Annotated in this window: 34 protein-coding genes; 17 read left to right on the top strand and 17 right to left on the bottom strand. The window is 41.3% G+C overall.

Going from position 1 to position 26297, the window contains the following annotated elements:
• Positions 1-36: 36 nt before the first annotated feature.
• Entirely contained in the window at positions 37-627 is a 591-nt protein-coding gene (locus tag JI65_RS00935) for a hypothetical protein (protein WP_191013487.1), read from the bottom strand.
• 142 nt (positions 628-769) lie between these two features.
• Between JI65_RS00935 and JI65_RS00930 the strand changes: the two genes are divergently transcribed.
• From JI65_RS00930 to JI65_RS00905, 6 genes are all read left to right on the top strand, one after another.
• Positions 770-1222, top strand: coding sequence for a YcgN family cysteine cluster protein (locus tag JI65_RS00930; protein WP_191013486.1), 453 nt, complete (start codon positions 770-772; stop codon positions 1220-1222).
• An 86-nt stretch (positions 1223-1308) separates the two neighbouring features.
• Positions 1309-2226: a carbohydrate kinase family protein gene (locus JI65_RS00925; RefSeq protein ID WP_242457114.1), complete on the top strand. Its 918-nt coding sequence runs from the start codon at positions 1309-1311 to the stop codon at positions 2224-2226.
• A 42-nt stretch (positions 2227-2268) separates the two neighbouring features.
• Positions 2269-3054 (top strand): DUF7402 domain-containing protein, encoded by a 786-nt coding sequence (locus JI65_RS00920; protein WP_191013485.1) that lies wholly within the window; start codon positions 2269-2271, stop codon positions 3052-3054.
• Positions 3055-3161: 107 nt separating this feature from the next.
• Complete coding sequence (gene sstT / locus JI65_RS00915) at positions 3162-4385, top strand: serine/threonine transporter SstT (protein WP_191013484.1); 1224 nt, start codon at positions 3162-3164, stop codon at positions 4383-4385.
• A 70-nt stretch (positions 4386-4455) separates the two neighbouring features.
• Complete coding sequence (locus tag JI65_RS00910; RefSeq protein ID WP_191013483.1) at positions 4456-5064, top strand: hypothetical protein; 609 nt, start codon at positions 4456-4458, stop codon at positions 5062-5064.
• Positions 5065-5070: 6 nt separating this feature from the next.
• Positions 5071-5238 carry a hypothetical protein gene (locus JI65_RS00905; RefSeq protein ID WP_191013482.1) on the top strand — a complete coding sequence of 56 codons (168 nt, stop codon included), beginning with the start codon at positions 5071-5073 and terminating at the stop codon, positions 5236-5238.
• Here the strand turns inward: JI65_RS00905 and JI65_RS17720 are convergent.
• On the bottom strand, positions 5191-5310 hold the full coding sequence (locus tag JI65_RS17720) for a hypothetical protein (protein WP_191013595.1): 120 nt from the start codon (positions 5308-5310) through the stop codon (positions 5191-5193). The genes JI65_RS00905 and JI65_RS17720 overlap by 48 nt on opposite strands.
• Between JI65_RS17720 and JI65_RS00895 the strand changes: the two genes are divergently transcribed.
• The gene (locus JI65_RS00895; RefSeq protein WP_191013481.1) at positions 5295-5477 is read left to right on the top strand and encodes a hypothetical protein; all 183 of its coding nucleotides are present in this window, start codon (positions 5295-5297) and stop codon (positions 5475-5477) included. The genes JI65_RS17720 and JI65_RS00895 overlap by 16 nt on opposite strands.
• Before the next feature lie 68 nt (positions 5478-5545).
• On the opposite strand, the gene JI65_RS00890 is transcribed toward JI65_RS00895, so the two are convergent.
• Genes JI65_RS00890 through metK form a run of 6 tightly spaced genes read right to left on the bottom strand, consistent with a single transcriptional unit; the run spans position 5546 to position 11087 of the window.
• The gene (locus tag JI65_RS00890; RefSeq protein ID WP_191013480.1) at positions 5546-6331 is read right to left on the bottom strand and encodes an ABC transporter permease; all 786 of its coding nucleotides are present in this window, start codon (positions 6329-6331) and stop codon (positions 5546-5548) included.
• Positions 6332-6335: 4 nt separating this feature from the next.
• Complete coding sequence (locus JI65_RS00885) at positions 6336-7322, bottom strand: ABC transporter substrate-binding protein (RefSeq protein WP_191013479.1); 987 nt, start codon at positions 7320-7322, stop codon at positions 6336-6338.
• A gap of 27 nt (positions 7323-7349) precedes the next feature.
• The gene (locus JI65_RS00880) at positions 7350-7832 is read right to left on the bottom strand and encodes a hypothetical protein (protein WP_191013478.1); all 483 of its coding nucleotides are present in this window, start codon (positions 7830-7832) and stop codon (positions 7350-7352) included.
• Between the two features lie 9 nt (positions 7833-7841).
• Entirely contained in the window at positions 7842-9092 is a 1251-nt protein-coding gene (locus JI65_RS00875) for a radical SAM protein (RefSeq protein ID WP_191013477.1), read from the bottom strand.
• A gap of 16 nt (positions 9093-9108) precedes the next feature.
• Entirely contained in the window at positions 9109-9888 is a 780-nt protein-coding gene (locus tag JI65_RS00870) for an ABC transporter ATP-binding protein (RefSeq protein ID WP_191013476.1), read from the bottom strand.
• 17 nt (positions 9889-9905) lie between these two features.
• Positions 9906-11087: a methionine adenosyltransferase gene (metK, locus tag JI65_RS00865; RefSeq protein WP_191013475.1), complete on the bottom strand. Its 1182-nt coding sequence runs from the start codon at positions 11085-11087 to the stop codon at positions 9906-9908.
• Positions 11088-11476: 389 nt separating this feature from the next.
• Here metK and JI65_RS00860 point away from each other — a divergent pair, with 389 nt between their 5' ends.
• Entirely contained in the window at positions 11477-12076 is a 600-nt protein-coding gene (locus JI65_RS00860; RefSeq protein ID WP_479694088.1) for a DUF6198 family protein, read from the top strand.
• A 269-nt stretch (positions 12077-12345) separates the two neighbouring features.
• Here the strand turns inward: JI65_RS00860 and JI65_RS00855 are convergent, their stop codons facing one another.
• The 3 genes from JI65_RS00855 to JI65_RS00845 are packed head-to-tail and all read right to left on the bottom strand — an operon-like array spanning position 12346 to position 14126.
• A complete protein-coding gene (locus tag JI65_RS00855; RefSeq protein WP_191013473.1) occupies positions 12346-12966 on the bottom strand; it encodes a hypothetical protein in 621 nt (206 codons plus the stop codon).
• Between the two features lies 1 nt (position 12967).
• The gene (locus tag JI65_RS00850) at positions 12968-13654 is read right to left on the bottom strand and encodes an SH3 domain-containing protein (RefSeq protein ID WP_191013472.1); all 687 of its coding nucleotides are present in this window, start codon (positions 13652-13654) and stop codon (positions 12968-12970) included.
• Positions 13647-14126: a hypothetical protein gene (locus JI65_RS00845; RefSeq protein ID WP_191013471.1), complete on the bottom strand. Its 480-nt coding sequence runs from the start codon at positions 14124-14126 to the stop codon at positions 13647-13649. The genes JI65_RS00850 and JI65_RS00845 overlap by 8 nt, the downstream gene beginning before the upstream one ends.
• A 107-nt stretch (positions 14127-14233) precedes the next feature.
• Here JI65_RS00845 and JI65_RS00840 point away from each other — a divergent pair, with 107 nt between their 5' ends.
• From JI65_RS00840 to JI65_RS00830, 3 genes are all read left to right on the top strand, one after another.
• Positions 14234-14641 (top strand): hypothetical protein, encoded by a 408-nt coding sequence (locus JI65_RS00840; protein ID WP_191013470.1) that lies wholly within the window; start codon positions 14234-14236, stop codon positions 14639-14641.
• Positions 14638-14955, top strand: a complete 318-nt coding sequence (locus tag JI65_RS00835; RefSeq protein WP_191013469.1) for a hypothetical protein — start codon at positions 14638-14640, stop codon at positions 14953-14955. The genes JI65_RS00840 and JI65_RS00835 overlap by 4 nt, the downstream gene beginning before the upstream one ends.
• 83 nt (positions 14956-15038) lie before the next feature.
• Positions 15039-16199, top strand: coding sequence for an FprA family A-type flavoprotein (locus JI65_RS00830; RefSeq protein ID WP_191013468.1), 1161 nt, complete (start codon positions 15039-15041; stop codon positions 16197-16199).
• Positions 16200-16313: 114 nt separating this feature from the next.
• Here JI65_RS00830 and JI65_RS00825 read toward each other — a convergent pair whose 3' ends face one another.
• Positions 16314-16862, bottom strand: coding sequence for an STAS domain-containing protein (locus JI65_RS00825; RefSeq protein WP_191013467.1), 549 nt, complete (start codon positions 16860-16862; stop codon positions 16314-16316).
• Positions 16863-17109: 247 nt separating this feature from the next.
• Between JI65_RS00825 and JI65_RS00820 the strand changes: the two genes are divergently transcribed.
• Entirely contained in the window at positions 17110-18006 is an 897-nt protein-coding gene (locus JI65_RS00820) for an ATP-binding cassette domain-containing protein (RefSeq protein ID WP_191013466.1), read from the top strand.
• Here JI65_RS00820 and JI65_RS00815 read toward each other — a convergent pair.
• From JI65_RS00815 to JI65_RS00805, 3 genes are all read right to left on the bottom strand, one after another.
• Positions 18003-19349 carry a HAMP domain-containing sensor histidine kinase gene (locus JI65_RS00815; RefSeq protein WP_191013465.1) on the bottom strand — a complete coding sequence of 449 codons (1347 nt, stop codon included), beginning with the start codon at positions 19347-19349 and terminating at the stop codon, positions 18003-18005. The two genes, JI65_RS00820 and JI65_RS00815, sit on opposite strands and share 4 nt — an antisense overlap.
• Before the next feature lie 192 nt (positions 19350-19541).
• The gene (locus JI65_RS00810; protein ID WP_191013464.1) at positions 19542-20219 is read right to left on the bottom strand and encodes a response regulator transcription factor; all 678 of its coding nucleotides are present in this window, start codon (positions 20217-20219) and stop codon (positions 19542-19544) included.
• Positions 20220-20237: 18 nt separating this feature from the next.
• Positions 20238-20591: a hypothetical protein gene (locus tag JI65_RS00805; RefSeq protein ID WP_191013463.1), complete on the bottom strand. Its 354-nt coding sequence runs from the start codon at positions 20589-20591 to the stop codon at positions 20238-20240.
• A 343-nt stretch (positions 20592-20934) separates the two neighbouring features.
• Between JI65_RS00805 and JI65_RS00800 the strand changes: the two genes are divergently transcribed.
• Positions 20935-21522, top strand: a complete 588-nt coding sequence (locus JI65_RS00800; protein ID WP_191013462.1) for a hypothetical protein — start codon at positions 20935-20937, stop codon at positions 21520-21522.
• A 63-nt stretch (positions 21523-21585) separates the two neighbouring features.
• On the opposite strand, the gene JI65_RS00795 is transcribed toward JI65_RS00800, so the two are convergent.
• Positions 21586-22452, bottom strand: a complete 867-nt coding sequence (locus JI65_RS00795; protein WP_191013461.1) for an aldo/keto reductase — start codon at positions 22450-22452, stop codon at positions 21586-21588.
• Between the two features lie 10 nt (positions 22453-22462).
• Positions 22463-22798, bottom strand: a complete 336-nt coding sequence (locus JI65_RS00790; protein ID WP_191013460.1) for a hypothetical protein — start codon at positions 22796-22798, stop codon at positions 22463-22465.
• A 208-nt stretch (positions 22799-23006) separates the two neighbouring features.
• Here JI65_RS00790 and JI65_RS00785 point away from each other — a divergent pair, with 208 nt between their 5' ends.
• Genes JI65_RS00785 through rsmG form a run of 4 tightly spaced genes read left to right on the top strand, consistent with a single transcriptional unit; the run spans position 23007 to position 26204 of the window.
• A complete protein-coding gene (locus tag JI65_RS00785; protein WP_191013459.1) occupies positions 23007-23747 on the top strand; it encodes a 16S rRNA (uracil(1498)-N(3))-methyltransferase in 741 nt (246 codons plus the stop codon).
• Positions 23748-23765: 18 nt separating this feature from the next.
• Entirely contained in the window at positions 23766-24572 is an 807-nt protein-coding gene (locus tag JI65_RS00780) for a hypothetical protein (protein ID WP_191013458.1), read from the top strand.
• Positions 24559-25476 carry a hypothetical protein gene (locus tag JI65_RS00775; RefSeq protein WP_191013457.1) on the top strand — a complete coding sequence of 306 codons (918 nt, stop codon included), beginning with the start codon at positions 24559-24561 and terminating at the stop codon, positions 25474-25476. The genes JI65_RS00780 and JI65_RS00775 overlap by 14 nt, the downstream gene beginning before the upstream one ends.
• A gap of 2 nt (positions 25477-25478) precedes the next feature.
• Positions 25479-26204, top strand: coding sequence for a 16S rRNA (guanine(527)-N(7))-methyltransferase RsmG (rsmG, locus tag JI65_RS00770; protein WP_191013456.1), 726 nt, complete (start codon positions 25479-25481; stop codon positions 26202-26204).
• Positions 26205-26297: the final 93 nt, after the last annotated feature.

Genomic DNA, 26297 nt, shown 5'->3' with positions numbered 1-26297 from the left:
CTTGTCTTATTATAATACTATTTTTAAAAAGTTAAATTAGTTTTTACACTGAACTTTAACGATTCTGAAACCGTTTCCGTAGAGGTAGTATGTTCCTGCCGGTGCGTTTGCGTAAGAAATTTCAACTGGAGCTACGTCCTGAGAAAGGTTGTCGATTCCGAGAATCTGTGTTGGTGTTCCGTCCGCAGCAAGTTTTACGAGAACTGCACATCGCTGTGGGCCTTTTGAACCGTTTCCTGCGAGCGTTAGAGTGATTGTTGCGGCGTCATCGATTGTGATTGAGTATTCAGCTTTTCTGTCGCCAGGTTTTGTAATCAAAGATTCGAGAGTTGAAGAACCTTTTGTTCCGTGATAGAGAGCTACGTATTCTTCTTTCTTGAATTTTACTGCACCTTTTTCCAAAGCGAACTGTGCGCCTGTTGAACCTGCAACTGGCTCGATCTTAACTTGCTTTTTGAAATTGAATTCATCAGTTCCGATTTTTGATTTAGGAATTTTTGTCCATTCCCAAGTTGCATTTACGCTGCCGGATTTTGCAGGCGTTGCTCCACCGTCTGCAGTTGTTTGTGCGAAAGCGAAAGCGCCCATTACGAGAGCAATCGAAATTGCTAATACCTTTTTTAACATTATGTTTTCCTCCTTAGTCTTATATCAATTATGATAAACAGAACGTTTTTTAAATGTAAAGCCAATTTTTGCACTAAAGCGACTTTTTGGAATTATGTCTTTAATTAGAAAATATCTTTATAATAGAAATGGAGATTTTTAAATGCTTGAAAAAGAATTCTGGAAGAAAAAAAGTTTGCTCGAAATGAATAATGAGGAATGGGAATCCCTTTGTGATGGCTGCGGAAATTGCTGCTTCCGAAAGTTCATTGACGGGAGAGGAATCAACGAAAGACTTTATTATACGCGCATCTCTTGCAATCATCTTGATTTGCGGAGCGGAAAGTGCACTTGTTATGGCGAGCGATTCAAGGTGAATCCTGAATGCATTCACCTGACAAAAAAGAACGTGAACGAATTTGATTGGCTTCCCGAAACCTGCGCGTACAGGCTTTTATGGGAAAAAAAGCCCTTGCCCGAATGGCATCCTCTTGTTTGCGGAAACGAAACTTTGATTGAAGAATGCGAGGTCCGCATAAAAAACGGAATTCACGAGAGTGAGGCGGGCGATTGGGAAGATTACGTGACAAGCGTGGAATTTACCCACGGAAGATAACAATTTTTTTTGATATTTTGGAATATTTAAAATGGAATTAAAGAAAATGTTGTATACTTGAAACGAGAATAAGGATATTTTGAATTATGGATAGCAAAGTTTTATGTGTTGGTAACGTTTCTGTTGATATAAAAGCGTATAGCCCGGAAGAAGATGACAATGAGGGATATCGCGACGGAACGATTGAACTTGTGCCTGGTGGCGTTGGCCGAGGAATGGCGATAAACCTAAAACATTTAGGGTTGGATACGTATATTTATTCCGTAGTTGGTAACGATATTTTTGGTGACTATTTACGGCATGGGCTGGCTGAGGCTAAAATCAACACGGAGCTTTTGCGGACTAGTTCTGTAAAGTCAACAGCTCTCTTTTCGGTAATGGCTTCTATTGGAAAAAGGGCTTCTTGCATTTACGACAACAAAGTTTTACAGGAAATCGTTGTTGATGAGAGCGTAAAAGATTTTATAAAAAAGAACAAAATTGACACGATTGTGATGGACTCGAATTTAAGCCCTGAGACTTTGCACGATTTTTACGAACTTAAAAAAGAGAATCCTGAGATGTTCTTTTTTCAGAACGCGACATCGCCTGATATTGCTGTTAAGACGCTTGAATACGCGAAACTTATTGATTTATTTGCGTGCAACGAGTTTGAGGCCCAGGCGATTATTGGCGAAGAACCTGTAATGGATTTGTCCACGGCTGAAAAATTCCGGGAATTAGGATTCAAGAATTTTATCATCACTTTTGGCGAGCGCGGGGTAATGGTTGTTATTGGAGAAAAAGTTTGGATTGAACCTCCGTATAACACTGTAAAAATCGTTGACACAATTGGTGCCGGCGATGCGTTTGCTTCGGGCTTTTTGATGGGCTTTTTGAATCATGAGAACGTTAAGAGATGTATTCATTATGGTCTTGTGTGCGCCAAGGAAACTCTTTTGACTCGTCAGACCGTAAGCGATTTGCTTTCGCGTGAGTTTGTCGAGAGGCTGATTCAGTTGTAGAATAAATTGACGGGGAGATTGCACTGGAGGTGAGCGGGAAAAATGAAGCTGAAACTTTCTATTCTTGATAAAGATGGCAACGTAAAAAACAGTTTTTCGGCCGAAAATGAGCTTTTTGCGGTTTACGAAGGTGAATACGTGGATGGCGACAGGATAAGCCTGAATTGCGACGAGCGTGCCTTCGTAAAAATAAAACTTGATGACTGCATGGAAGAAAGTTTTTGTTTTTTGTCCGCTTCCTATGATTTTGAAATTCCTTTTGGCGAAAAGAAAATGTCTTACGACCCAAAAAGTTTTACCGGAAGCAGGCATTATCTTTATGTTAGGCTTGCGACGGACAGCGAAATAAAAGCCGAAAAGAATCTTGCATTAAATCCTTACGATTTTCATTCGAACGAGTCTCTCTTTCCTCATGCTTGGGCGAACGTTGAGACACGCGGGGAAGCCGTGTTCGCGGCTAGAAATGCCATTGACGGACTTTTGGCGAACACTTATCACGGAGAGTGGCCGTATTCGAGCTGGGGAATAAACAGAAATCCTGACGCTGAATTTCATCTTGATTTTGGGCGCCCTGTAAAAATCAACTCGGTGGCAATTTATTTGCGTGCTGATTTTCCGCATGACGCATGGTGGACGGAAGGAACGCTTGATTTTTCGGACGGCTCTACGCTAAAAATTCCGCTTGAAAAACGTGGGGATGCCCAGATTTTTAGTTTTGATGAAAAAATTGTGACTTCACTTACGTTTTATAAACTTATAAAAGCAGATGACCCTTCACCTTTTCCTGCTCTTACACAGATTAAGGTTTTTGGCAGGGATTTGGATTAGTTTTTTTATATTTTTTACTCCTTTTGGTTGAATTGTCTGAAATGCCTATAAAAATAGATTCTTATTTGTGATAGAATCCAAACAATTCGCTTTTAGGAGTCTAAAAAATGAACTTTCTTAAAAAAGTTTTTGGAGTGCCACTCGTGCTCCGAATTGTAATCGGTCTTATCCTTGGTATTGTGCTTGGGCTTTTGTTTCCTCAGGCATCGTTCATTGGTGTGCTTGGAACTTTGTTCATTGGTGCCTTGAAGGGTGTTGCTCCGATTCTTGTTCTTCTTCTCGTAATAAGCTCCCTTTCTGTTGCTGGCAAGAACCTCGGAAAACGATTCACAATGGTCATTGCACTTTACATCGCATCAACCTTGATTGCGGCTCTTATTGCTGTTCTTGCGAGCTATATGTTCCCGGTTTCTGTAACCTTGACAGCCACCGAAGAAATGTCTGCTCCTGGCTCTTTGAGCGATGTGTTCTCGAATCTCCTGACGAACATGGTTATGAATCCTGTTGCCTGCGTTATGAATGCAAATTATGTGGGAATCCTCTTTTGGGCGATTTTAACAGGACTTTCAATCAGAAAATTCACCGACGATTCTACAAAAACTGTCCTTAAAGATATTTCCACTGCCGTTTCTGTAACGATTTCATGGATTATTCAGACTGCGCCTTTCGGTATTTTGGGCATTGCGTTTACGACCGTGAGCGACAAAGGTCTTATGGTTTTTACATCTTACGGAAAACTCATCGTTCTTCTTGTTGGATGTATGCTTTTTCAGGCGTTGGTCATCAACCCGATTATTGTTGCCGCTACGCTCAAAAAAAATCCGTATCCGCTCGTTTTCAGATGCCTTCGTGAATCTGCGGTAACAGCTTTCTTTACGCGAAGTTCTGCGGCGAACATTCCGATTAACATGGCTTTGTGCGAAAAACTTGGCCTCCACAAGGATTTTTATTCAGTTTCGATTCCGCTCGGCGCAACAATCAACATGGACGGGGCCGCGATTACGATTACGGTAATGTCTTTGACTGCTGCAAACTCGCTCGGAATTGAGGTTCATATTTTCCACGCGCTCATTCTTTCGATTGTGGCGACGCTCGGCGCTTGCGGTGCTTCCGGTGTTGCCGGCGGTTCGCTCCTCCTTATTCCGATGGCGTGCTCAATGCTCGGTATTCCGCAGGATATTGCGATGCAGATGGTAAGCATCGGATTTATGATTGGAATCATTCAGGATTCTTTGGAAACTGCCCTGAATTCTTCAAGCGATGTTCTGATTACCGCCACAGCGGACTTTGCCCAGAAGAACAAAAATCTTTCGGCTGGGGCTAATGCCTAGATTTTGAACTTTTTATAACCGCCAGACTGAAAAAATCGGAATGGCGGTTATTTTGTCTTTGGGGGATTTTATGGAAGAGACATTTGAAAGTTTGCCGTATTACGAAGGTAGAAAATCGTACAAAATACTAAAAAGCGGTGATTTTTCAAAAAATTACCTGCTTTTTATCAGCACTTATCTTTTGGGAAAACATCACAAAACAATCGAAAAACGAATAATCCAAAATTTTCAAAAAAATGAAAACATTGAAGAATCTTTTCGAATGCTTGATGAAATCTGTGGGCGGACAAAAAAGATTTTCAAACTTGGAACGCTTTTCGATATTTTCTCGATGATTGATTTTGTAAAATACAAAAAAGAAATATTCAATATTTTTTGGTTGCAGCTTTTTCCGTCGCGCTTCAATAAGAAACGAAAATACAAAAAAGCATACAAGTTGTATAAATGCTTCAAAAAAGAAATTTTGGATTTTGACAAAGAAGATTTTGAAAAAAGCAACATTCCGCGCGATTCATTGCTGTTCATTTTTTATCAAGCTCTTGTTTATTTTTATGTGTGGAAAGCCACAAACATGCTATGCTCCGTTGACGATCTGCTTTTTGTGCTGGAAAAAGATGATTTGCACTACTTGAAGCACGAACTTGATTTTGCGTGTCGGGAACTGAATAAAAATATATAATGAATTATGAAGTTTTGGATTGAAGCAAAAAAACAGATTAATGATATTTTTAAACAGAATTGTCTCGCATTTTTGACGCTTGTCGCGATTTCGCTTTTGGGCTTCATCTCGCATCTCGTGCAGGATTCAGGCTTCCTCAATCTTCCAGTCAGAAAGCTGCTCGTCTTTGCTTGAATAATTAACACCGACCTTGATAATTTTACGACCATCGTTCTTGTATGCAATTGGATATGATTTGCTTTTTATTTGTGAAAGTGCCTCTTCCGCAGGGGTTTATTTTCTGCTGCGACTACAGACTCAAAAAAGAAAGCGAGACATCTGAGACTCACACAATAATCGTTGATTATGCATCTCTATCAGAAGAACGACTAAAAGAAGTTTTCGCTCGTTTGGAGCGGATTCTAGAACGATAAATCACGCTACCACATGAAAAAAGCGGCAGAATGCAAGATTCTACCGCTCGTTTCTGTGTTTACGCAAATTACCAGCATAAAAGCCGTTTTTGAAATCTGCGAATACCAACATCAAGCAAAAGCCCAACGATTCCGACAGTTAGTATGCCGACGAACATTTTTGCTGGCTGAGCAAGCTCTCTCGCATATTCAATCATGTGACCGATGCCTTTTGTAGCAGCAAGCATTTCTGCCGCAACAACACTTTTCCAGGCATTTCCAATGCCAAGCCTGATTCCTGTAAAAATCGATGGCAATGCAGCTGGCATTATAACCCTGAACAGCACGGTTACACGGTCTTTCTCAAGAATGCGGGCAACCTCTATCAATTTTGAATCAGCGGCTTCTATACCTGCCTGTGTGTTAAGAAGAACGCTCCAGAATGTACCAATGGCAATTACTATGACTTTTGAAGTCTCGCCTATTCCGAACCATAAAATCATAAGGGGAACAAGTCCTATAGTAGGAATAGGTCGAAGGATTCCAAACAATACAGAAAGTGCCTTGCTCACTTTTGAGAATAAGCCTGTCAATATTCCCAAAACAAGCCCTGTAAGGGTTCCATATAAAAATCCTAGCAAAACCCTTACAACGCTGGCAGAAAAATCTTTTGAAAACTTTCCTGAGAGCAAAAGAGACCAGAAAGCTTTTACAATCTTTACTGGCGTCGGTAAAATTACAGTATTCAAAATTCCCGCATAGCCAAGTAGTTCCCAGACAAGCAGGAATACAACAGGAGTTACGACAAAAATCAGGCGTTCTACGATTCTATCAGACGAACTTTTTGCACGATTTGAAGAAATTGAACCATCCATATCATCACTCCGCCGCCTTTATAAAACGAGTTTCCGCAAAAGAACGAGCATCAAGTTTTTCAGATATGGTTCCTTGATTGTAAAGATAATTAATTGTGTCCTGAAGGCTGTCCAAAGTCTCCTCAGAGAGATTGAACGTAAATTCACGGGTCTTGTAATACAAGTCCTCGTATTCAACCTTATTTTCTTCCTCTGTTGCGGCAGATTCCATAGCTTCGTTATAGTGAGAGTCAATCCATTTGTTTGCCTTTTTGATTGCCCTCAAGAATTTTGTTGCAAAATCGGGATTTTCATCCAAGAATTTGCCATTTGCGGCAATGTAGGTGTGGATTGTGTCATAGCCAGTGGCATCAAGTACCTGATAAGCACCTGTTTTCTCTATGATATTCTGAGTGTACGGAACAGCCGTAACGGCAGCATCTAGACTGTTTGCAACAAAGGCTGCAAGCTGGTCACGACTTTTCATGTAAAGAATATCAACAGAATCAGCAGGAATATTCTCTTTTTCGAGATATTTCAGCAAAAGCTTGTTTTGAACGCTCGCACCCATAACAGCGACTTTTTTACCACGCAAATCCTGAATTGAATGAATTCCTGAATTTTTTGCAGCAACGAGACCGTAGCCCGTAGTTGAAGTAAACAGGCTAGAAATAACACGCACATCAAGACCGTTTGCACGAGCCTGCACGATAGGCATATCGCCAAGAGCAGCAAAATCAATCTCTCCGCCAGCCATCGCTTCCATAGCGGCTGCTCCTCCATTCATGCGATGGTTGAATTCAAATTCCACGCTGTCGCCAAATTCTTCCTTAAAAAAGCCCTGTTTGTCCGCAATAAAAATCGGATAATAAGTGACATAACCTATATAGCGTATTTTCTTTGCGGAATTAAGTGTCTGCGTTTCATTTTTAGTGCACGACATAAGCATTCCTGCTGCAAAAACGAGAAAGACTAATCCAAAAATCTTTGTAAGTTTTACTTTATATTTCATATCAGCTCCCAAAAAATACCAGAATACTTATGCACGGAACTCTTCTTTTACAATGAGGTCCATGTGATACAAATATGGATGCTCTGCTTTTTCCTGTGCATGCTCATCTTTATACGTTGCAGACGCATAAGAATCAACATCCAAAAGCCATACCGTAGAAAGGTCTGCATCTTCGCCAAATTCAGCAAGTACAGACTCATATTCTTTTGTGAACTCCCGCCCAGCGACCAAAGCTTGATACGGCGTTAGATACAAGTGAAACTTTCGTCCATCTTTTGCCACAATTACGAGAGATACTTTTTTGCTGAACCAAAGGCTGTATACAAGATTTTTTTGCAACTGCGATTTTTCAAGTAACTGGTGCACCGCAATTCGACCGTCTTCGCGGACAGAAATTTTATGCGGAACTTGAGAATATGGATTACCGTTCTTGCCGACTGCACTTATAACTGCAACTGTTGAGGAATCCCCGATTATTGCCTTTAATTCATCTGATAATATTATTGCCATAAATTCCTCCTATATTCTGTCATGGTTGATGTTGGCGTGCATTGAGCATTTTCGATAATCGTCCATCTCTGTATTGATGCCATATTTTAGGTTCAGTTCATAGAAACCCTTTGTGATTTGAACGTAGTAATTAAGGGATGGCGTAGACTGATTCTTAAAAATGGAATTAGGAACAACGTTCCAGACATCGTGTTTAAGCCCAACTCCATGGGAAGTAAGCTCCTCCGCAGTCTCTAGGTTGCGGGCAATTGCTTCTGCCTCGCTTTTAAAACCATTAGGCTCAGCAAGTTCTACACCGCTTACGATTCCTGTGTTGACCTGTCCTTTGCCAAAAATCGGAACTGCATCATAAAGGCGTTTTTTCCACTCCTTGAACGGAATCAGGCGGGCTTTTCCAGGACAAACCCACTTGTGCACTTCTTCGTCAAATACTTCAAGGTCAGTCGTATAACTTGTAAGGCCGGTCTCGTTGTACAAACGCTCAAGCTGACGAACATTGAGAGCCGTACTGTTTATCTGGCTTGGGAATTTTTTTGCACTAAAAACAGAGCCAATGGCATGCATTGTCTGAATGTACTGCTCAAGTTCGTCATCGCAAAGTTCCTTGCCGCTAAGAACACTGCCCCCTGTCAGGATAAATCCTGTAAAGCGTCCTTTTTCTTTTACAAGTTCCTGCATTACTTCGCGGATTTCGTCATAATTGGCGTGCTCATTGCTTGCTCCCTTGTATTTATGTCCTTCTGCTCCGATTCCGCAATATTTGCATCCCTCGCCGCCTACGTCCCAAAAGTGGCAATAATGGTTCACGTCCAAATGAAAGCGTTGAGGGCGAGCACGGATTACAGTTCCCATTTTGTTTCCAAAGCTGGTCACCTTGTCATAATACTCAGGTTTTTCCCAATAAATGATTTCATCAATAATGTCACCGTTATCAGTAAGAACGGTTTTTCCGTCAACTACGTCCACAAGGTACGGGTCTCGTCCGCTAATCGTACCGTCCGATGTGGCGAATGTAAAATTCGTTACGATACTTGTTCCGTCCCTGAGCAAAAGCGAGTCTGGGGCAAGTCTTTCGCCAAGAGGACGAGTCTGATGAATGCTTGGGTCTACGCGGTCAAGTGCTGCGGAAGTGAATGTTACGCCTCGTCTCTGTACATCCAACTGCGTAATGATAAATGGTGAAATCTCAGGATATTTTTTTATAATCTCACGGAAGCTTTCCTCTTTTTTTCGCCAGTCTTTATCTATAACTCGTGCCATAATTGCATCTCCATTTTTATAAGTAATATTCCAAAAGTTCCTCATTTTTATTGAAGAACGACTTTAGAACTCGTTTCCGTATCTGCAAGAATTCCGAGGAACTTCTGTCCCGCTGTCCTGTCAGTTCTACAGGGATAACTTCCTTTATACGCCCAGGGCGTTCAGAAAGAATAACAATATGCGTGCTCAAAAATATTGCCTCGTCAATGTCATGGGTAACAAGCACCATAGTATTCTTTTCTTTGCGCCAAATATTCAGAAGCTCAGTCTGCATCGTCATGCGGGTAAAAGCATCAAGGGCACCGAAAGGTTCATCCAGAAGAAGAACCTTAGGCGTATTGATAAGTCCCCGTGCAATTGCAACTCTCTGTTGCATTCCACCAGAAAGTTGTCGCGGGAGAGCTTTTGCAAAACCATTAAGACCTGTAAGAGAAATAAGGTTCTGCACTTTTTGTGCTCTTTCGCTCTTTGAAAGACTCTTGTCGGAAATGCCAAAGTCAATGTTTTTCTCAACAGAAAGCCACGGCAGCAGCCGAGCTTCCTGAAAAACCATACCGACATCAAGTGAAGGTTTAGTAATCTGCTTGCCATCAAGCGTTATTTTACCCCCGCTCGGCTGTTCCAAGCCTGCGATAATTCTGATAAGAGTAGATTTACCGCAGCCACTCGCACCAACAATGCTAACAAAGGCTCCCTCAGGAATATCAAGCGTTATGTCATCAAGGACTTGCAAGTATTCCTGTTCAATTCGGAAGAACTTCTCAATATGAGAGACAGCAAGCTTACTTTCTGCCATAAGCCACTCCTCTCTCACTATTTCAATGCAGCTTTGATAGCATCCACTTTGTCAAGGCGTTCCCAAGTAAAATCTTTATCATCACGTCCAAAATGACCATAAGCAGCTGTCTTCTTGTAAATCGGGCGGCGAAGGTCAAGGGCACTAATGATAGCGGCAGGGCGCAAATCAAATACGGCATTGATAGCATCTACAATCTTCTCATCGCTTACGGTTCCTGTACCAAATGTATCAACAGCAACAGAAACAGGCTTTGCAACGCCAATAGCGTAGGCAACCTCAACCTCAACTTTCTTAGCGGCTCCTGCAGCCACAAGATTCTTTGCTACCCAGCGAGCCGCATAAGCTGCCGAACGGTCAACCTTTGTCGGGTCTTTTCCACTAAACGCACCGCCTCCGTGTCGTCCTGTACCACCGTAAGTATCAACGACAATCTTTCGTCCTGTAAGACCAGAATCTCCCTGCGGTCCGCCAATAACAAAGCGTCCTGTAGGATTTACATAATAAATTGTGTCTGAGTCCAAAAGCTCTGCAGGAATAACTGGCTTTACAACATGCTCAATAACATCCGCGCGGATTTTTTCAAGGGAAACATCAGGTGAGTGCTGTGTTGAGATTACAATAGTATGGACTCGTTTTACCTTTCCAGAATCATCAAATTCAACAGTAACCTGAGATTTTCCGTCTGGACGAAGATATGGAAGAGTTCCATCCTTGCGAACTTTTGCAAGCTGCTGTGTCAGGCGGTGTGCAAAACTGATTGCCGGAGGCAAATATTCAGGAGTCTCATCAGTTGCATAGCCAAAGATGATTCCTTGGTCGCCCGCACCTGTACCAAAGTCCTCTGTAACTCCGTCCTGCTTGCTTTCAAAGGCTTTGTCTACACCAAGGGCAATGTCAGCGGACTGCTCGTCGATTGACTGGAGAACAGCGATGGAATCTGCATCGAAACCCTCAAAGTTTCCTGTGTAGCCAATATCGCGGATTGTCTTTCTTACGATTTTTGAAATATCAACGTAAGCTTTTGTGGTAATTTCGCCTACGATAAGCGCAAGTCCTGTGGCAACTGTGGTCTCGGCAGCTACGCGTGAATATGGATCCTGCTCAATAAGAGCGTCCAAGATTGCATCCGAAATCTGGTCTGCAATTTTATCTGGGTGTCCTTCTGTTACTGATTCTGATGTAAATAATTTGCTCATATTTTTTTCCTATAAAAACTCCGCGTCAGCGGCGTTGCACTCAAGCAACGAGTTTACCTAAAAAAAATTAAATGTCTTAAAATCCGACTGTCACACAGGTCGGGGATATTTTTGATTTTCATAGTTACTTCGAAAAACTGAACTTTTTCGAAGTTTCCTTTTTTACGCTGCACCCACAACAATAGTTAAGAAGAAAAAATTGACTGTCTCTGTGCATAAATACCTCTCTTTTTTTAATTCCTACTAAATATATATGAATAATAAGTAATACAAAGACTTTACAAGATTATGAGGTTTGCTGTCAACAGTTTTTATACTTTTTCTATAGGAATTTATGTTTTTTGAAATTAAATATTCTTTGACTGCTTGAAACTCGACATTAGTTTATCATGCACATGAAATTTTCGCTTAAACAGTTTTTTGTCCCTAATTTTGGAAAAAGGCTTGCATTTATGCTTCCTGGAGTCCTTTTAATGGGCGTTTTCGTTTCTATTCTTGTTGAAATTGGATGGGGCACAGATCCTGCAAGCTTTATGAATCTGAATATAGCATCAACGCTTAACTGGCGTTTAGGCAATACAGAAGTGCTTGTTTATGGTCTTATGCTAATTTTCACTATTATCTTCGTCTCTGAGATGATAGGGTTCGGAACACTCGCAAACATGATTTTAATCGGCTATGTAATTGACATCTGTCGCTTCATTTGGAAAAATATTGGCTTTGCGGAATTGCTCTCAAACGGGTCGTTCAGTATACGGCTTACTGTTTTTATTGCAACTCTCGTACTTTTTGTTCAAGTGAAGAATCGGGATTGTCAAAAATCTTGTTCTTGTCGTCTCTTACGCCGTTTGCTTTTGTCTTGTGCTTTTAGCGCCGCTCGCCGTGCCGTTTTTGATGAATGTGCTTCTGACTTTTTTGCTAAAGCTCAAATTGAGAAAATGGGAGTTTCCGCTTCTGCTTTTTCTTCCTGTCGCCTCGCATTTGATTAGCCAGCCTCTTCTTCCCCTTGTGTTTTGGCAGAACTGCGACGACTCTATTTTTCAGTTCAAGACGGGAACGATTATTTTCGGCTACATGCTCTGCGAGGGGCTTTTCGTCCTCCTTCACAAAAGGAGCGAGGGCGAAACGGATGGGGACGCCTAAAAAGGTTCGTTTCAAGAGTCATTCCGAACTCGTTTCGGAATCTATGCTTCGACTACGCTCAGCAACCGCAGATGTTGAAACGAGTTCAGCATGACAATAGTTTCTTTCAAAACTTCTACGACAATACGTTTTTTCCCGCTTTTGCCTTGTCGAACGTAGCAGGAAGTTCTTCGATTGGCTTTGACTTTTCAAAATGCTCGCTTTCAAAGCCCACGAAAGAAATGCCGCCGACTTTTGTTTCAACGTCAAACTCGCCAAGGCTTTCGTCCAAGAACAAAAAACCAATCTGATTAAAAAGAGAAGAGCCGTCATAGCCGTTCAAAAACAGCACAATCCCGATTTTCTCGTCATCATCGTCAACGAGCAAAAAGCGCACGTCGCGGGGAAAGAGCTCAATATTGCCAAAGCGAATTGAGTTTCCGATTGCTCTTCGAGGGCGGAACTTCACGAAATTCCATTCTGGCAAATCAGGCTTTTTTGAAAACAGAGCTTCAACTGCAGGAAAAACGGATAAAATTCCGTCCGCGCTCAAGATAAAATCGCGCTTTCCGCCCTTTTTAGAGCTGATTTCAAAAGTCAGATTTACATCGATTTTGCCAAGTTCGGCTTGGATTTTGTCAAAAACTGATTCTTGGTCTTTTTCAAAATCAAAAATCTCAGCAGAGTTTTTGCAAAACCAGTTCCAGAACTTTTCTTCTTTTGATTTTCCGAATCCGGCTATTGATAAAAATCCCATTTTATTCTCCAGCTTTCCCGCTGGTCCACGGTTTTTCGCGGTATTCAGTGCCGTCGGTAAGGTAGCCGGCGAAGCACCAGCCTTCTTTGCCGCTTTGTGTGCGCACTTTTACCCATGCGGACTCGATTCCGTCGATTGCAGTTTTTTCGCCAACTTCTAAGATTGTGGCATATTCGCCTTGTGGGATTCTGCCCACTTGCCCAGCCTGTAGCGACGGGGATTCGCGGATTCTCAGGTTTCCGGTGGCTTTGTATCTTTGTCCTACAAAACGCACGTCGTCTAAGACTTTCCAACCGTCAATTTCTTTTCCGTTGCATTGGTAACTTCCTGCATACGCAAAATAGTGATAGTAGATTTCAACGCTGGTGAACATCGAAATGTCTTTTGGAAAACTGTGCAGATATTTTGTGTCATCGTGATTAAAATCTTTTCTGTCGGCATCGCTGTAAAAACCCAGAACGTAGCCATAATATTGTGTATTTTCGATTATGTGGCATTTGGTTTTAAAGTATTTTGGCTCGCCAGTCCAGTTTTTGGATTCTCTTGTCGCTTCTTCAAAAGTGGCTTCTTTGTATTTAGTTTCGTCAAAACCATCTACAAAACCACTGCGCTCGTCGGATTCTGCGAATAAGCTCATGCAAGCGAGCGAGAATAAAACTGCGATAAATCCGATTTGTTTTCTAAACATTTTCTTTGGTCTCTTTGAGTGCATCTTTGTAGTCTTCTTCAGAAAGTTCTTCATCCGGTCCTTTGTTTTTATAAAAATCTTCCACGTCGTCGTCAGTGATTTCTTCGTCAAGATCTTCCTCGGAAAAATCGTCGTCGTCTCCGTACAGGTCGAACAGAATGTCTGTTAGCTGGGAGTATTTTTCTTCATCTGCTTTGAGTTTTTCAGGGTTTCTTCCGTCAATTACAAAGACTTCCTGATAATTTTCCAGACAGTCAACGATAAATTCAAATTCGTCCTCTTCAAGTTCTTCGTAAAGTGAATCGATTCCCGTGATTTTTGGAACGAGATAGCCCAAAAGTTCAAGAACTTCTTCGTAATCTTCCCGCAAAACATTGCTCGTTTTGTCGTTTTCTGTGATTTCTGCAAGTTCTTCTTTTACCTGATTTTGTATTGTTTGTAATGATTCTATTAAAAGTTCGTCGTTAGTCATATTTTTTAGATTTTACGACCTTTATTTATGATTGTAAATCGTATAGAATCTGATAGTAACGCTATCACTGTTGTAGTATAGTTTTTTAAATAATTGGAGGCTTGTTTATGGCTTGTTTTGTGGTTCCTGTTGTTGAGGCAATCGTTACGACGGCTGCGGAGAAGATTTTAAAATACAGGGAAGAAAAACTTTCGATTTCTGTTTCAAAACCGGAGGAAATTTCAGGTGCATCCGGAGAGAAAAAAATCAAATTCTCAACAAAGCTCGGCTGGCTCAACAAAATGCTTTGGGGTGGCTCTGCCCTTCTCGCTTTTGAACATGTCTGGCATGGCGAAGTTGTTCCGTTCTTTCCGTTTTTGACAGCTGTTCAGAATGGCGAGACTGGCGAAATGCTTCACGAAATGGCGACTGCCGGAGTTGGAATGGCAGTTTTGGTGACAGTTGTCTGGGGAATCCTTGTGGGGGTTAGTTCTGTAATGGAAAAATCTGCTTTAAAGGGTGGTAAGAGCGTATGACACTTTTGACGACTGTTTTTGCGGCTTGCATTTGCACTGCCATCTGGTATAAAAGCGAAGCCAGAACCGAGATGAAAATTGGAACTCTCTGCTTTATGTATTGGGGAGCTTCGCTCATGTGGTTCGTGGACGCAATTTTTGAATACAAGGAATCTGGCGCGGAATTCTTTAATCCGGCTCCGCTCGACATGCTCAATGACTTTTTTCTGGGACTTTCTGCTGTTGCGCTCGGACTTATAATTTGGCTTGCGATTCTCTTTGTAAAAGATCCAAAAGGTGTTGTAAAATCAGTATTGTTTAGAAATTCTAAATAATATTGAAGGTTCGTGGACTTTTAGTTTTTTGGGCCTTCTAAAAAATCAAAACGGATATTCCAGAATATTTTGGGGAGGCTCTTATGCAAATTTCTGATTCGATTAAGTATGTTGGCGTTGATGATCACAAGATTGACCTTTTTGAAGGCCAGTTTGATGTGCCTAACGGCATGGCTTACAATTCTTATGTGATTCTTGATGAAAAAATCGCCGTAATGGATAGCGTTGATGCCGACTTTGGTGACGAATGGCTTTCGAACGTAAAAAACGTTCTTGCCGGCAAAAAAGCGGATTTTCTTGTCGTTCAGCACATGGAAATGGATCACTCTTCGAATATTCAGAAATTTGTTGCGACTTACCCTGAAGCAAAAATAGTTGCTTCAAAAATGGCCTTTACAATGATGAAGTCAATGTTCGGAACGGATTTTTCTGAAAAACAGGTTGTTGTGGGCGAAGGCTCAACTCTTGAGCTTGGAAAACATGTTCTTTCGTTTATTACGGCTCCGAATGTTCACTGGCCGGAAGTAATTATGACTTATGATTCAGCGGACAAAGTTCTTTTTTCTGCTGACGGATTCGGAAAATTCGGTGCGAATGATTATGACGATCCTGAAGGCTGGGCTTGCGAGGCTCGAAGATATTATTTTGGAATCGTCGGAAAATTTGGCGCTAATGTGCAGGCTGTGCTCAAAAAGGCTTCGGCCCTCGACATAAAAATAATTGCACCGTTGCACGGACCGGTTCTTTCTGAAAATCTCAAATATTATTTGGATACTTACAATATTTGGTCTAGCTACGGCGTTGAAAGCGAAGGAATTGCGATTGGGTTTACGTCGGTTTACGGGCATACAAAAGCGGTTGTTGAAAAACTCGCTGAAATCTTAAAGGTTAAGGGCTGCCCTAAAATCGCGTTGTTCGACCTTGCCCGCGAAGATATTTATGAATGTGTTGAAGACGCGTTCCGCTACGGAAAGTTGGTTCTTGCAACAACGACGTACAATGGCGGTGTTTTCCCGAAGATGAAGGAATTTATTTCTCATCTTACGGAGCGGAATTTTCAGAATCGCACGGTTGCGTTCATTGAAAACGGAAGCTGGGCACCTGTGGCAAATAAAGCTATGGCGGCAATGTTTGAGCAGAGCAAGAATCTAAAAATCCTTGAGACAAAAGTTAGCGTAAAGATTTCGATGACTTCTGACACTCAGGCTCAGCTTGAAAAGCTTGCCGACGAATTGTTGGCTTAAACTGTGCTCCGATTTAGGTCGGCCACGCTCAGCAAACTGAATTTGATTTGAGTTGTTTGAGCGTAGTCGAACCTCATTTATTGGTCATTCCGAATTTGATTCGGAATCTCTGCGCTAAAATTTTATTTCGCCCTTGTCGGATATAGAAATGATTGACTTGCAGTTTTTGCAGCGGAAATTTCCGCTTTTTGTGGCCAGAAGTTTTTTTTCGCATATCGGACAGAAAAAAGAGAACGGAAAGACGACTTTTTTTGCTTTATCGCCGGCCCGCAAAAAATAACTGATTTCCGTAACTTCGTTTGTTATAAAAAACAATTTGTTGAATCCAAGAAGATTAAAAATCTCAAGGACTTTTGGCCTTAGTTCCGTAAAGACGAATACGCCATCATGTTTTTCAAACCGCTGGTAAGCTGTAACGAAAGCTCCAAGCCCGGCAGAAGAAACGTACTCTAGTGAAGAGCATCGGAAAACAAGCTTTGTAATACCGAATTCGAAAATTTTATTCAGCTTTCCCAAAAAAAAATCAGAATTGTAGGTATCGATTCTTCCTGTGAGATGTACATGTAAGACGTCATCCCGCTCGCTGTCTTTGAACAATGTTATTTTAAGGTCTTTATCCCAGTGCTTGTTGAAGTCTGGAATTTCAACTAAATTTTCGTCCATATTTTGCTCTCTAAATATTTGTGGCTTCTTTAAAATGAATTTTTAGAGCCAATTATAATTTCTGATTATACACCCATATCTTAGATTTATCAAAGATTTGACGTGAATTATTTATGTTTTGTCAAGACAAGTAAATGTGGATTTTAGGAACTCCGCATTTTTGCCCCGTGTGAATAAAATTTTTCTCAATTCTGTCATTTTGTAAAAAAAACTTTGCAACCTTCCTTTTTTTTACTATTCTTGATGTATGGCAAATACAAATTTTATAGAATTTAATGACATAACATTTACATATCCGCCTGTTGAGGGCGACTTGGACGAAAAAGGAAACCAGATTGTTCCAAAGCCGATATTCGAGCATTTTTCTGCATCATTGCCGACAGGGTTCGTGAGCCTCGTTGGGCAGAACGGTTGCGGAAAATCCACTTTGATGCTGCTTGCTTCTGGACGCTTGCAGCCTGATTCTGGTTCGATTTCGTTGCTGGGACAAAATCCGTTCGCGCTCAGCCAGGAAAGCAAAAATCTCCTTGCCTCGGTAATTTATCAGAATATGGAATTTGAGACCGAAGACACTGTGAGCGAACTTTTGGCACAGGTTTATTCGGCTGGCACATACAAAGGCGAGGCTGCGGCAATCAATCCTGAGTACAAGCCGGTTGATAACGAACATAAAATGCCTTCTTCATCACATTCAAATTTGCTTTCGGAAGTAATCGATGTGTTTGAGCTTGAAACCGTGCTGAATCATCAGCTGACTCATTTGAGTAAAGGCGAAATTCAGCGAGTTCTTCTTGCATTCTCGATTTTGTACGGAAGTTCTTCGATTTTTATGGACGAACCGCTTTTTGCGATGGAAAATTACCAAAAAGAAATCGCCCTCGCCTATCTTCGGGAATTCGTTCACAAAACAGGAACCACGATTTATATTTCGATGCACGAAATTGATTTGAGTAAAAAATATTCTGATTTGGTTTTGCTTTTTTACCCGAACCGGGATATGTCCCTTGGTACGCCTGAGGAAGTTCTTACGAACGACGATTTGGAAAAAGCCTACGGAATTCCGGCCGTAATGCTTAAAAACAAGGAAGACCTTACCCGCCAGCAGTTGCAGGGCGAGGCTGACCTTTTGCAGCGCACGCGCTAACGTGTGTTTAGCAAAATCCTGATTAAAGCTCCGTGCTGTGCGGTGTTTTGGGCTTCGATTGTTCCGTTGAACGAGGTGATGATTGCCTCCGCAATGGAAAGTCCGAGTCCTGACCCGCCTGCCGAGCGCACGTGGGCTTCGTCTCCGCGGTAAAAACGTTCGAACACGTGCGGAAGAACGTTTTCTGCGAATCCGCTTCCGTTGTCAGAAACTAGAATCACTGTTTTTTCTTCTTCAAAAAAAGCCTTCATTGTTACGACGCAGTTTTCTTTTACGAATTTTATGCTGTTTGAAATTATAATTGTAAGCACTTGATGCAAAAGTTCCCAATCCGAAAGCACGCAAATTTCTTTGTTGCATTCAATTTTAAATTGGCTTTCCGGCGAGACCGATTCGAATTCAGATTTTAGCCGCAAGAACATTTCTAGAACGTTCACGTTTTCTTTTTGCGGCTTTATTTTTCCGTTTTCGAGGCGCGAGATTTGCAGCAGATTCGTAATGATTGCTTCCATGGATTTTGATTCGTTTTTTATGATTTTAAGCGATTTTTCGAGTTGCAGAGGTTCGTCTTTTCCCCAGCGTAACAGCAGGTTCGTCTGTCCGAGAATTACTGCAAGCGGCGTTTTTAGTTCGTGTGAAACATCGCTCGTAAACTGTTTTTCAAGGTCAAAGTCGGCTTTTAGGCGTTCAAAAAGTCTGTTGAACGTTTCGGCGAGTTTGTCGAGTTCATCGTTGTTGCCGGAGAGTGGAAGAAGAGTTCCGAGGTTTGAGCTTGAGATTTTTGTGGCACTTTCGGTAATTTTTATGACAGGCCGCATTGTTCGTTTCGTAATAAAAAGAAGAACCATATACGAAAGAATTAAAATCGGGAAGATTGCGAGAAGGATTGTTTTTGGCAAAGTGAGTAAAAGTCTTGAAGAAATATCTCGTTCAATTCCCATTGCTGTCATAATCGTGTATTCCCCGGATTTGGACTTTCTTGCGAAATATAAAATTTTCAAATCATCATTTATAAAAAAATTTTTCGCTTCGTAGATTTTTGTTTTTCCAAAAGTTTCTGGGAGAAGTGGCAAAAACGGGTCGTTCGTGAATATTTGTTCGTCGTTTTTGAAGACGGTGTATGTTATGTAAAACGGGAGATTTGCATAATCCAGGGAAAGCCGGTCTGTTATTCCGTGTTCGATTACGTCTGCCGCATGTATGAGTTCAAGGTTTTGCCCCCGTCTCACGAAGGAACGCATAATCCACACGAATGACATGGAAACGAGCAGAATTGCCACCGAGAGAATCAACGTAAAGCGGAAGGCCAGCCTGACAGAAATTGAATTAAAAATCTTCTTCATACGAATTCCTTACAAGCAAGTTTAAAAATCTTACAAAGTCCGGCAGTTATGACGTGAATTGTGTCATTCCGAACTTGATTCGGAATCTCTCCGCCGTTGCAAAGGCACAGATGCTGAAGCAAGTTCAGCATGACAGTTTTTAGTTCAACAGAAGTTTTGAAAAATCTTTTTATAAAATCTTCTTACGGAAAATTACGAGCCAACCATCATGTAGCCGGCTCCGCGCACGGTTTTTATGTATTCTGTTTTGCACGGTTGGTCAATTTTTGAACGCAGGTAACCCACATAAACATCGATTGTGTTCACGTCTATAAAATGGTCTTTTCCCCAGATTGCGTCGATTATTGCGTCGCGCGAAAGAACTTTGCCTGTGTTTTCCATAAAAAATTTTAGCATCATAAATTCTGTTTTAGAAAGGTTCAGGCTTTCGCCTTTTATGATTGCGGACATGTTTTCGAGGTTCAGTTCTAGTTCGCGGTTTTTGAGACGGTTTGCTCCGCCGTTTGCCGGCTGGACGCGCCTGAGAACGGCATTCATTCGGGCGAGAAGTTCTTCTATGTCGAAAGGCTTTGAAATGTAGTCATCGGCACCAGAATTAAGTCCGTTTATTTTGTCGAGAGTTTCGCCGCGGGCTGTTTCGAGGATTACCGGAACGCTGGAGTTTTTTCTGATTCTTCTTAAAACTTCAAGACCGTTTATTTCCGGGAGCATAACGTCAAGCAGAATCATGTCTGGATTTTCGCTCTCAAATTTTTCGAGTCCTTCGCGACCTGTCTTTGCGATTACGGTGTCAAAACCTTCGTGACGAAGTTCCAAATCTACGAAGTCACAAATTCCTTCGTCGTCTTCAACAATTAAAATCTTTGCCATTTACAGTTCCTCTTATTTCTAGTAATGACTTTCAGGTGGAATGCGGAAGTCCATATTTCCGGTGATTTTTTCAAGAATGAACGGAAACATTTTTATTCCGTTAAAAGAATTTATATGCTGAATCAGAATAGAAAATGATTCTTTAACGTTGTTCAGCTCAAATCGGATTATATTTCCTCTTTTGTTAAAGAAGAATTTTGTATTTTGCTGAAGTGGTTTTCCGTTTATGAGCACGCAGCTGTTGTTCATTGTGCGCGGGTCAATTCCTGCGTTAAAAATAAGGTCAACCGTGAGTTTTCCGTTTTCAAGCGGACTCGTCCGTATTCCGATGAGCTTAAAATTTTTAGGAAGCGGATTTGCGTTCGGGCTCATTCGCTGTCCTCGGTAATTTAAAAAAATCCGTGGTCTTACGCCATTTTCTTGCGGCGGAGTTTGCGAGAAGTTCGGATGAGCAATAAAAAAAATCATTATCAGACTAAAAAGTAAATGTTTCATTACAAATGAAGTATATCATGCAAAAAAAATTAGTTAACCCCAAAAATTGAATCTAAGAATACTCTTATTTTTTTCTTAGATTTCTTTAAAGATGATTCCGTTTGAAAGATTTATAGTCATTAACGTAAGCCACTGGGGAAACAAATTTTAGGGTGCTTCGAAAACTGAAGTTTTCCGAAATTCCCTTTATATTCCCTAATTTTTGGCTAAGGAGAATATTATGACAAAATCTTTTAGAACAGCGGCAGTGGTAACTATGGTGGCAGCGTTGGCAACTTCTTCAATTTTTGCGCAGTCGTCAGGAACTGAATCTGGCGAAAAAAAAGTTCAGGAGCTTCCAGAAAACGCACCTCGCATGAATATGCCTCTTCCGTTCCATAATTTTCATGCACCAAATGCGATAAATGAAGGAAAAAATGTTGTAATTGGTCAGATTTCTTCTGTTGACAGTAGCAAAAGCCTTGTAAAAGTTAAGAATGCGGACGGAAAAGACGTTGAGATTCATGTAAGTCCTTTTACAAGAATTATGATTTCTGATTCTGAGGCGAGAGCTGATTTAATGCAGGCTCGTAAAGAAATGCAAAATCCTGAGAATATGCAGAATTCAAATGATTCCAAAAAAGACGCCCGCGGATTTCAGCGTGGAAAGGGCCGTCCTGAAAGAGTTCAATTTACGATTTCTGATTTGAAGAAGGGGTCCTGGGTTATGGTTGGAACTTACGAAACAAACACAAAAACTCTTGAAGCTTCTGTAGTCAGGGCTGAGCAAAAACTTGCAAAAGTTTCTGATACTGTTGACGCAAAATAGAATTACGGCGTGTTGATAAAAAGGCTCCTGAAATGGCTTAAAGCGGATTCAGGAGCCTTTTTTTTAGAACGGTGCTTCGTCTGGATTTCTTGCTGGCTTTATGTCCAGATCTGTAAGATGGGCGATTTTTATGCAGTCATCTTCTTCCAAATCAAAATTAAAGACTTTCGTGTTTTCGATAATCCTTTCTTTTGTGACGCTTTTTGGAAGCGGTAAATAACCTTGCTGCAAACTCCATTTTATGCAGATTTGCGCGATTGAGCGGTTGTATTTGTGCGAAAGTTCTTTCATCGTGAGATTTGAGAAAATTCCGCCGGTACCGAGCGGCGAATATGCTTCCACAACCATTCCGAGTGATTTTGAATATTCAACAAGTGAATTCTGTGTTTGGCCTGGGCAGAGCTTAATTTGATTCACCATCGGTTTTATTTCTGCTGTTTTTAAAAGTTCGTCAATGTGGCGTTCGCAAAAATTGCTTATTCCGATTGCACGGAGTTTTCCTTCCTTGTAGGCTTCTTCCATTGCCTTCCAGCTTCCTGCATTGCGTTCTTGCCAGCAATCCCGGAACTTTAGCGGGTTTGGCCAGTGAATCAAATATAAGTCTACGTAATCAAGTTTTAATTTTTTTAATGACGCTTCTATGGCTTTTTTTGTTTCTTCGTAGCCGTGGTCATCATTCCAAAGTTTTGTTGTTATAAAGAGGTCTTCTCGGCTTACATCTTCTGTTTCGTCAAGAAAATCTGCTATGGCTTGTCCGACTGATTCCTCATTACCGTAGGCTGCGGCTGTATCAATATGTCTGTAACCGCAACGAAGGGCTTCCAGAACGGCTTCATAGCACTCTTTGCCGTTTTCGCTTTGCCATGTGCCAAAACCGATAACGGGAATCGATTTGCCATTTGCAAGTTCATAGGTTGATGTGAGCTTCATAAGAGCCTCCTTATTTCTTTTCAGCAGGGGCTACTTTGAATTTGCTTACCACAAAACGTCCGTTTTCGAGCGTCTGGAAACCCCAAAGTTCTTTGCTGTTTACAATGCCGGTAAGTTTGAGCCTTTTTCCTTGATATTTTGTAAAATCATCAATCGTAAAATTTGCATCAGGCGCAATGTCGATTGAATATTTTTCTCCTTCTTCTGTCACAAAGCCTACGAAAGTCATTGGAGCAGAGCCGTAAATTTCAATGTGCCCGTAAACATTCTTTTTGCCTCCAATGGCAAAAATGGAAGTACAGGCGATAGTTGCAACTATAAAAATTGCAAAAATTGATTTTCTCATCAGTTTTCCTCCAAGCGGTAGATTGATATTTCCAAAATTACTTTGGAATCTACAATAAAAATAAAGAGCATCTCGAAAAACTTAAAATTTGAATGTTTTTAGAGATTCCATAAAGAAAAATATCTAGATTTCTATTATAATACTAAAATCAGAATTTAGGGCATTTATAAACGACATTCGACCTAAAAATTCAAAAATTGGACTTTTTATGAATATTTGTTTGTTTGACGAAAAAGAAATTAATTCGCCCCTCAAAGCGAACGACGAACGTGCGAAACACATTATAAAAATCCTCCACAAATCAAAAGGTGACAGTTTTGATGCGGGAATTATAAACGGAAAGGCAGGAATTGCCACAATAGAAGATATTTCTGCATCTGGTGAGATTAGTTTTTCGTTTGAGGAAAAATCCGACGGAAAACCGCTCTACCCGCTCACGTTAATCATCGGTTTTCCGCGCCCGATTCAGCTCAGAAGGCTTCTGCGCGATGTGGCGGGGCTTGGAGCTTCAAAAATAATTCTTACTGGAACTGAGCTTGGCGAAAAATCCTACATGAATTCAAATGACGTAAAAGACGGAGCTGCAGAAAAAATGCTTCTAGACGGAACTGTTCAGGCGGCTTCGACGCACGTTCCTCAATTGATTCTGGTACAAACTTTAAAAGAAGCGGTAGAATTAACGAACGGGGCAAATGTTGTAAAGTGCGCGCTTGACAATCGTCGGGCAAAAAAATCGCTCGGCACGTTTCTTTCGGAAGAAATTTGTGGCGGTGAAAAACCTGTGGTTGCGGCGATTGGGTCGGAGCGTGGCTGGACTGAAAGAGAGCGTGATTTTCTCGAAAGCTACGGTTACACACTCTGCTCGATGGGCAAGCGGGTTCTTCGCACGGAGAGCGCGACAACTGTTGCTTCATCGATAATCCTGGACCGAATGGGATTTTTGGACTAAAAACACAAGGAAAGATAAATGGACAACGAAGAAATTAAACAGAAACTTTTGCAGATTGAAGATACACAGCTTGATTTTACAGTGACAATGACCGGTAAGGAAAGCACTCGCGTAAACGGTCTTTACAAGCCGGACACTCACGAAATCCTTTTGCACAACAAGAATTTTAAATCGGATTCCCAGCTCATTTACACGGCGATTCACGAGTACACTCATCACCTTGAGACGGAAAAATATCTTGAAGAGACTGGCGGAAAGCTTCCTATGAAGGGCGCAAAAGTGCACACGGCGGCTTTTTGGGCGAGATTCCATGAGCTTTTGCAGAAAGCCGAAGAAATGGGAATCTACAAGATTTCGATTGACGATTCCCCGGAACTTAAAGAACTGACTGAAAAAATCCGCAAGGATTACATGGAAGTGAACGGAAAGCTTATGCAGGAATTCGGTAAGCTCCTCGTAAAAGCACATGAACTTTGCGAGCAAGCGAATATCCGTTACGAAGATTACCTTGACCGCGTTCTGTGCTTGCCTCGAAACACCGCAAAAGACCTTACGCGCGTTGCGGCTGTGCCTGTAAATCCCGCGCTTGGTTTTGACAACATGAAGAAAGTTGCAACGCTCAAAAAGCCAGAGGACCGCGATTCTGCGTCTCAAAAAATCCTCGCGGGAAAATCTCCTGATACCGTAACAGAATTGATGAAGAAAAAAGCTAGCGGTGACGACCCTAAAACTAAGCTTGAAAAAGAAAAAAATCGTTTGGAAAAGACCATAGAAGCCTTGCAGCAGCGACTGCAATACGTGGAGGAAAGCCTTGAAAATCTCTAATTTATTCATTCTTAGTCTGTTTGTAACAACGACGGTTGCCGCACAAACTGCCATGCCAGCAATGCCGGCCATGCCGTCAATTACAGCACCGACAATCGGCAGTGAATTTTATGTTCCTGGAAGCAGTGGCTTTTACACAGGAAATAGCAGCACTTCGGCAAAAAGTTCGGTTTCTAACAAAAAAGCAGATTCCACAACTTCAAAGAGTGCCGATTCAAAAAAAAATCAGGCTTCGACTTCTGATGTTAAGTCTATAACTGCGGATGAACTTAACAAGCAGATTGCATTTGAAAATGAAAACGCCACTACGATTCAGAATCTTACGAATATCCTTACGGCCAGCGACCTTACTTCCTTGCAGAACCTAGGAATGCTCGGAAGATTTTCGAATTTGCTGGAAGACAAACATCAGTCGGATTCGTTGCAGATTACGCCTGAACTTTTAAAGCAGGTTTTGAGCGAATTGAACGAGCTTAAAGAAAAAGTAAATCTTGAGAATAAAAACAGCAATGCTTTGCTTTCAAAAAGTTCTTCGCAGGATGAGTCAAAAATTTTGCGATTCAATATAAACAGCAATGATGTTTTAAAATCTTGCACGGATGTTTTCTTTTCGACGCAAGAAAGCAACGGCTCGTTTTTGCTAACTGGCGACCGAAAATACACGATAAAAGGCACTCCCCATGCAGAAACGTTCTATCTTTTGTTTAAGGCAACAGGCAGCGAGAACGGAATTACGACTTATGAAGTTATTCCGAATCTGAGTCAGGACGAGGAAAATACCGCTTCCATGTTGTATTTGCTCGCACAGCAAGAGGAGTTGACGGCAAACCGAACGGGAAATCTTGTGACATTGAGGACAAGCGACCCGAATTTTAAGATGGACTTATTGCTTTCGTTGGAGTAAAAATGAATTATTTGCACGAAGGGCTTTTACAGCTTGGTTTTGATAAAAATGAGTTTTACGGAGTTCCAACCCTTTCAATCGAGAAGATTGAAGAAAAAATGGAGATTTACGTAAAGGCTCTGCAAGAGTACAATGCAAAATTTGATTTGATAAATACGGACGACCACGACGAAATTGTTGTTCGGCATATTTTGGACAGTCTTTCGGCGGCGAGCGAAATTTGCAAGGAGATTTCTTGCCGATATTTGCGTGGCGATGAGCCTTTGCCGCAGAATTTTACGATTGCCGATATTGGTTCAGGAGCGGGCTTGCCTGGCATTCCGCTTGCGACGATTTTTCCGCAGTTCAATTTTACGCTTCTTGAACGAATGACGAAGCGTTGCGGTTTTTTGAGCCACGTAAAAGAGATTCTTTCATTAAAAAATGTTACCGTGCTTGAAAATCAGGCTGAACGAATCGAGCAAGAAAGTTTTAATATTTGCGTGTTCAGGGCTTTTAGACCTCTCGAAAAAAAGATGACGAAAGTTTTAAGGCGAATTGTAAAAAGCAACGGTTTTTTGGCAGCCTATAAAGCAAAATCAGAAAAGATTGAAGAAGAGATGAATGCTTTGGAAACTGCAAAACCAAATTATGTGGTTCGTAAGCTTACGGTTCCTTTTCTTACGGAAAATACAAAAGATGATGCCGAAGAACGAGAGCGAAACCTTGTCATAATCGAAAAGAATTAGGTTCAATTTCGAGTTTTTATAAAGTTCGTCATTCCGGACGTACTGAGCGACGGCTGAAAGTCGGTCAATTAATTTAGTATTAGCGCAAAAAAA

The sequence above is a fragment of the Treponema zioleckii genome, from assembly GCF_014737315.1.
Lineage (GTDB): Bacteria > Spirochaetota > Spirochaetia > Treponematales > Treponemataceae > Treponema_D > Treponema_D zioleckii.
This window is presented reverse-complemented; position numbering and strand designations above follow the sequence as displayed.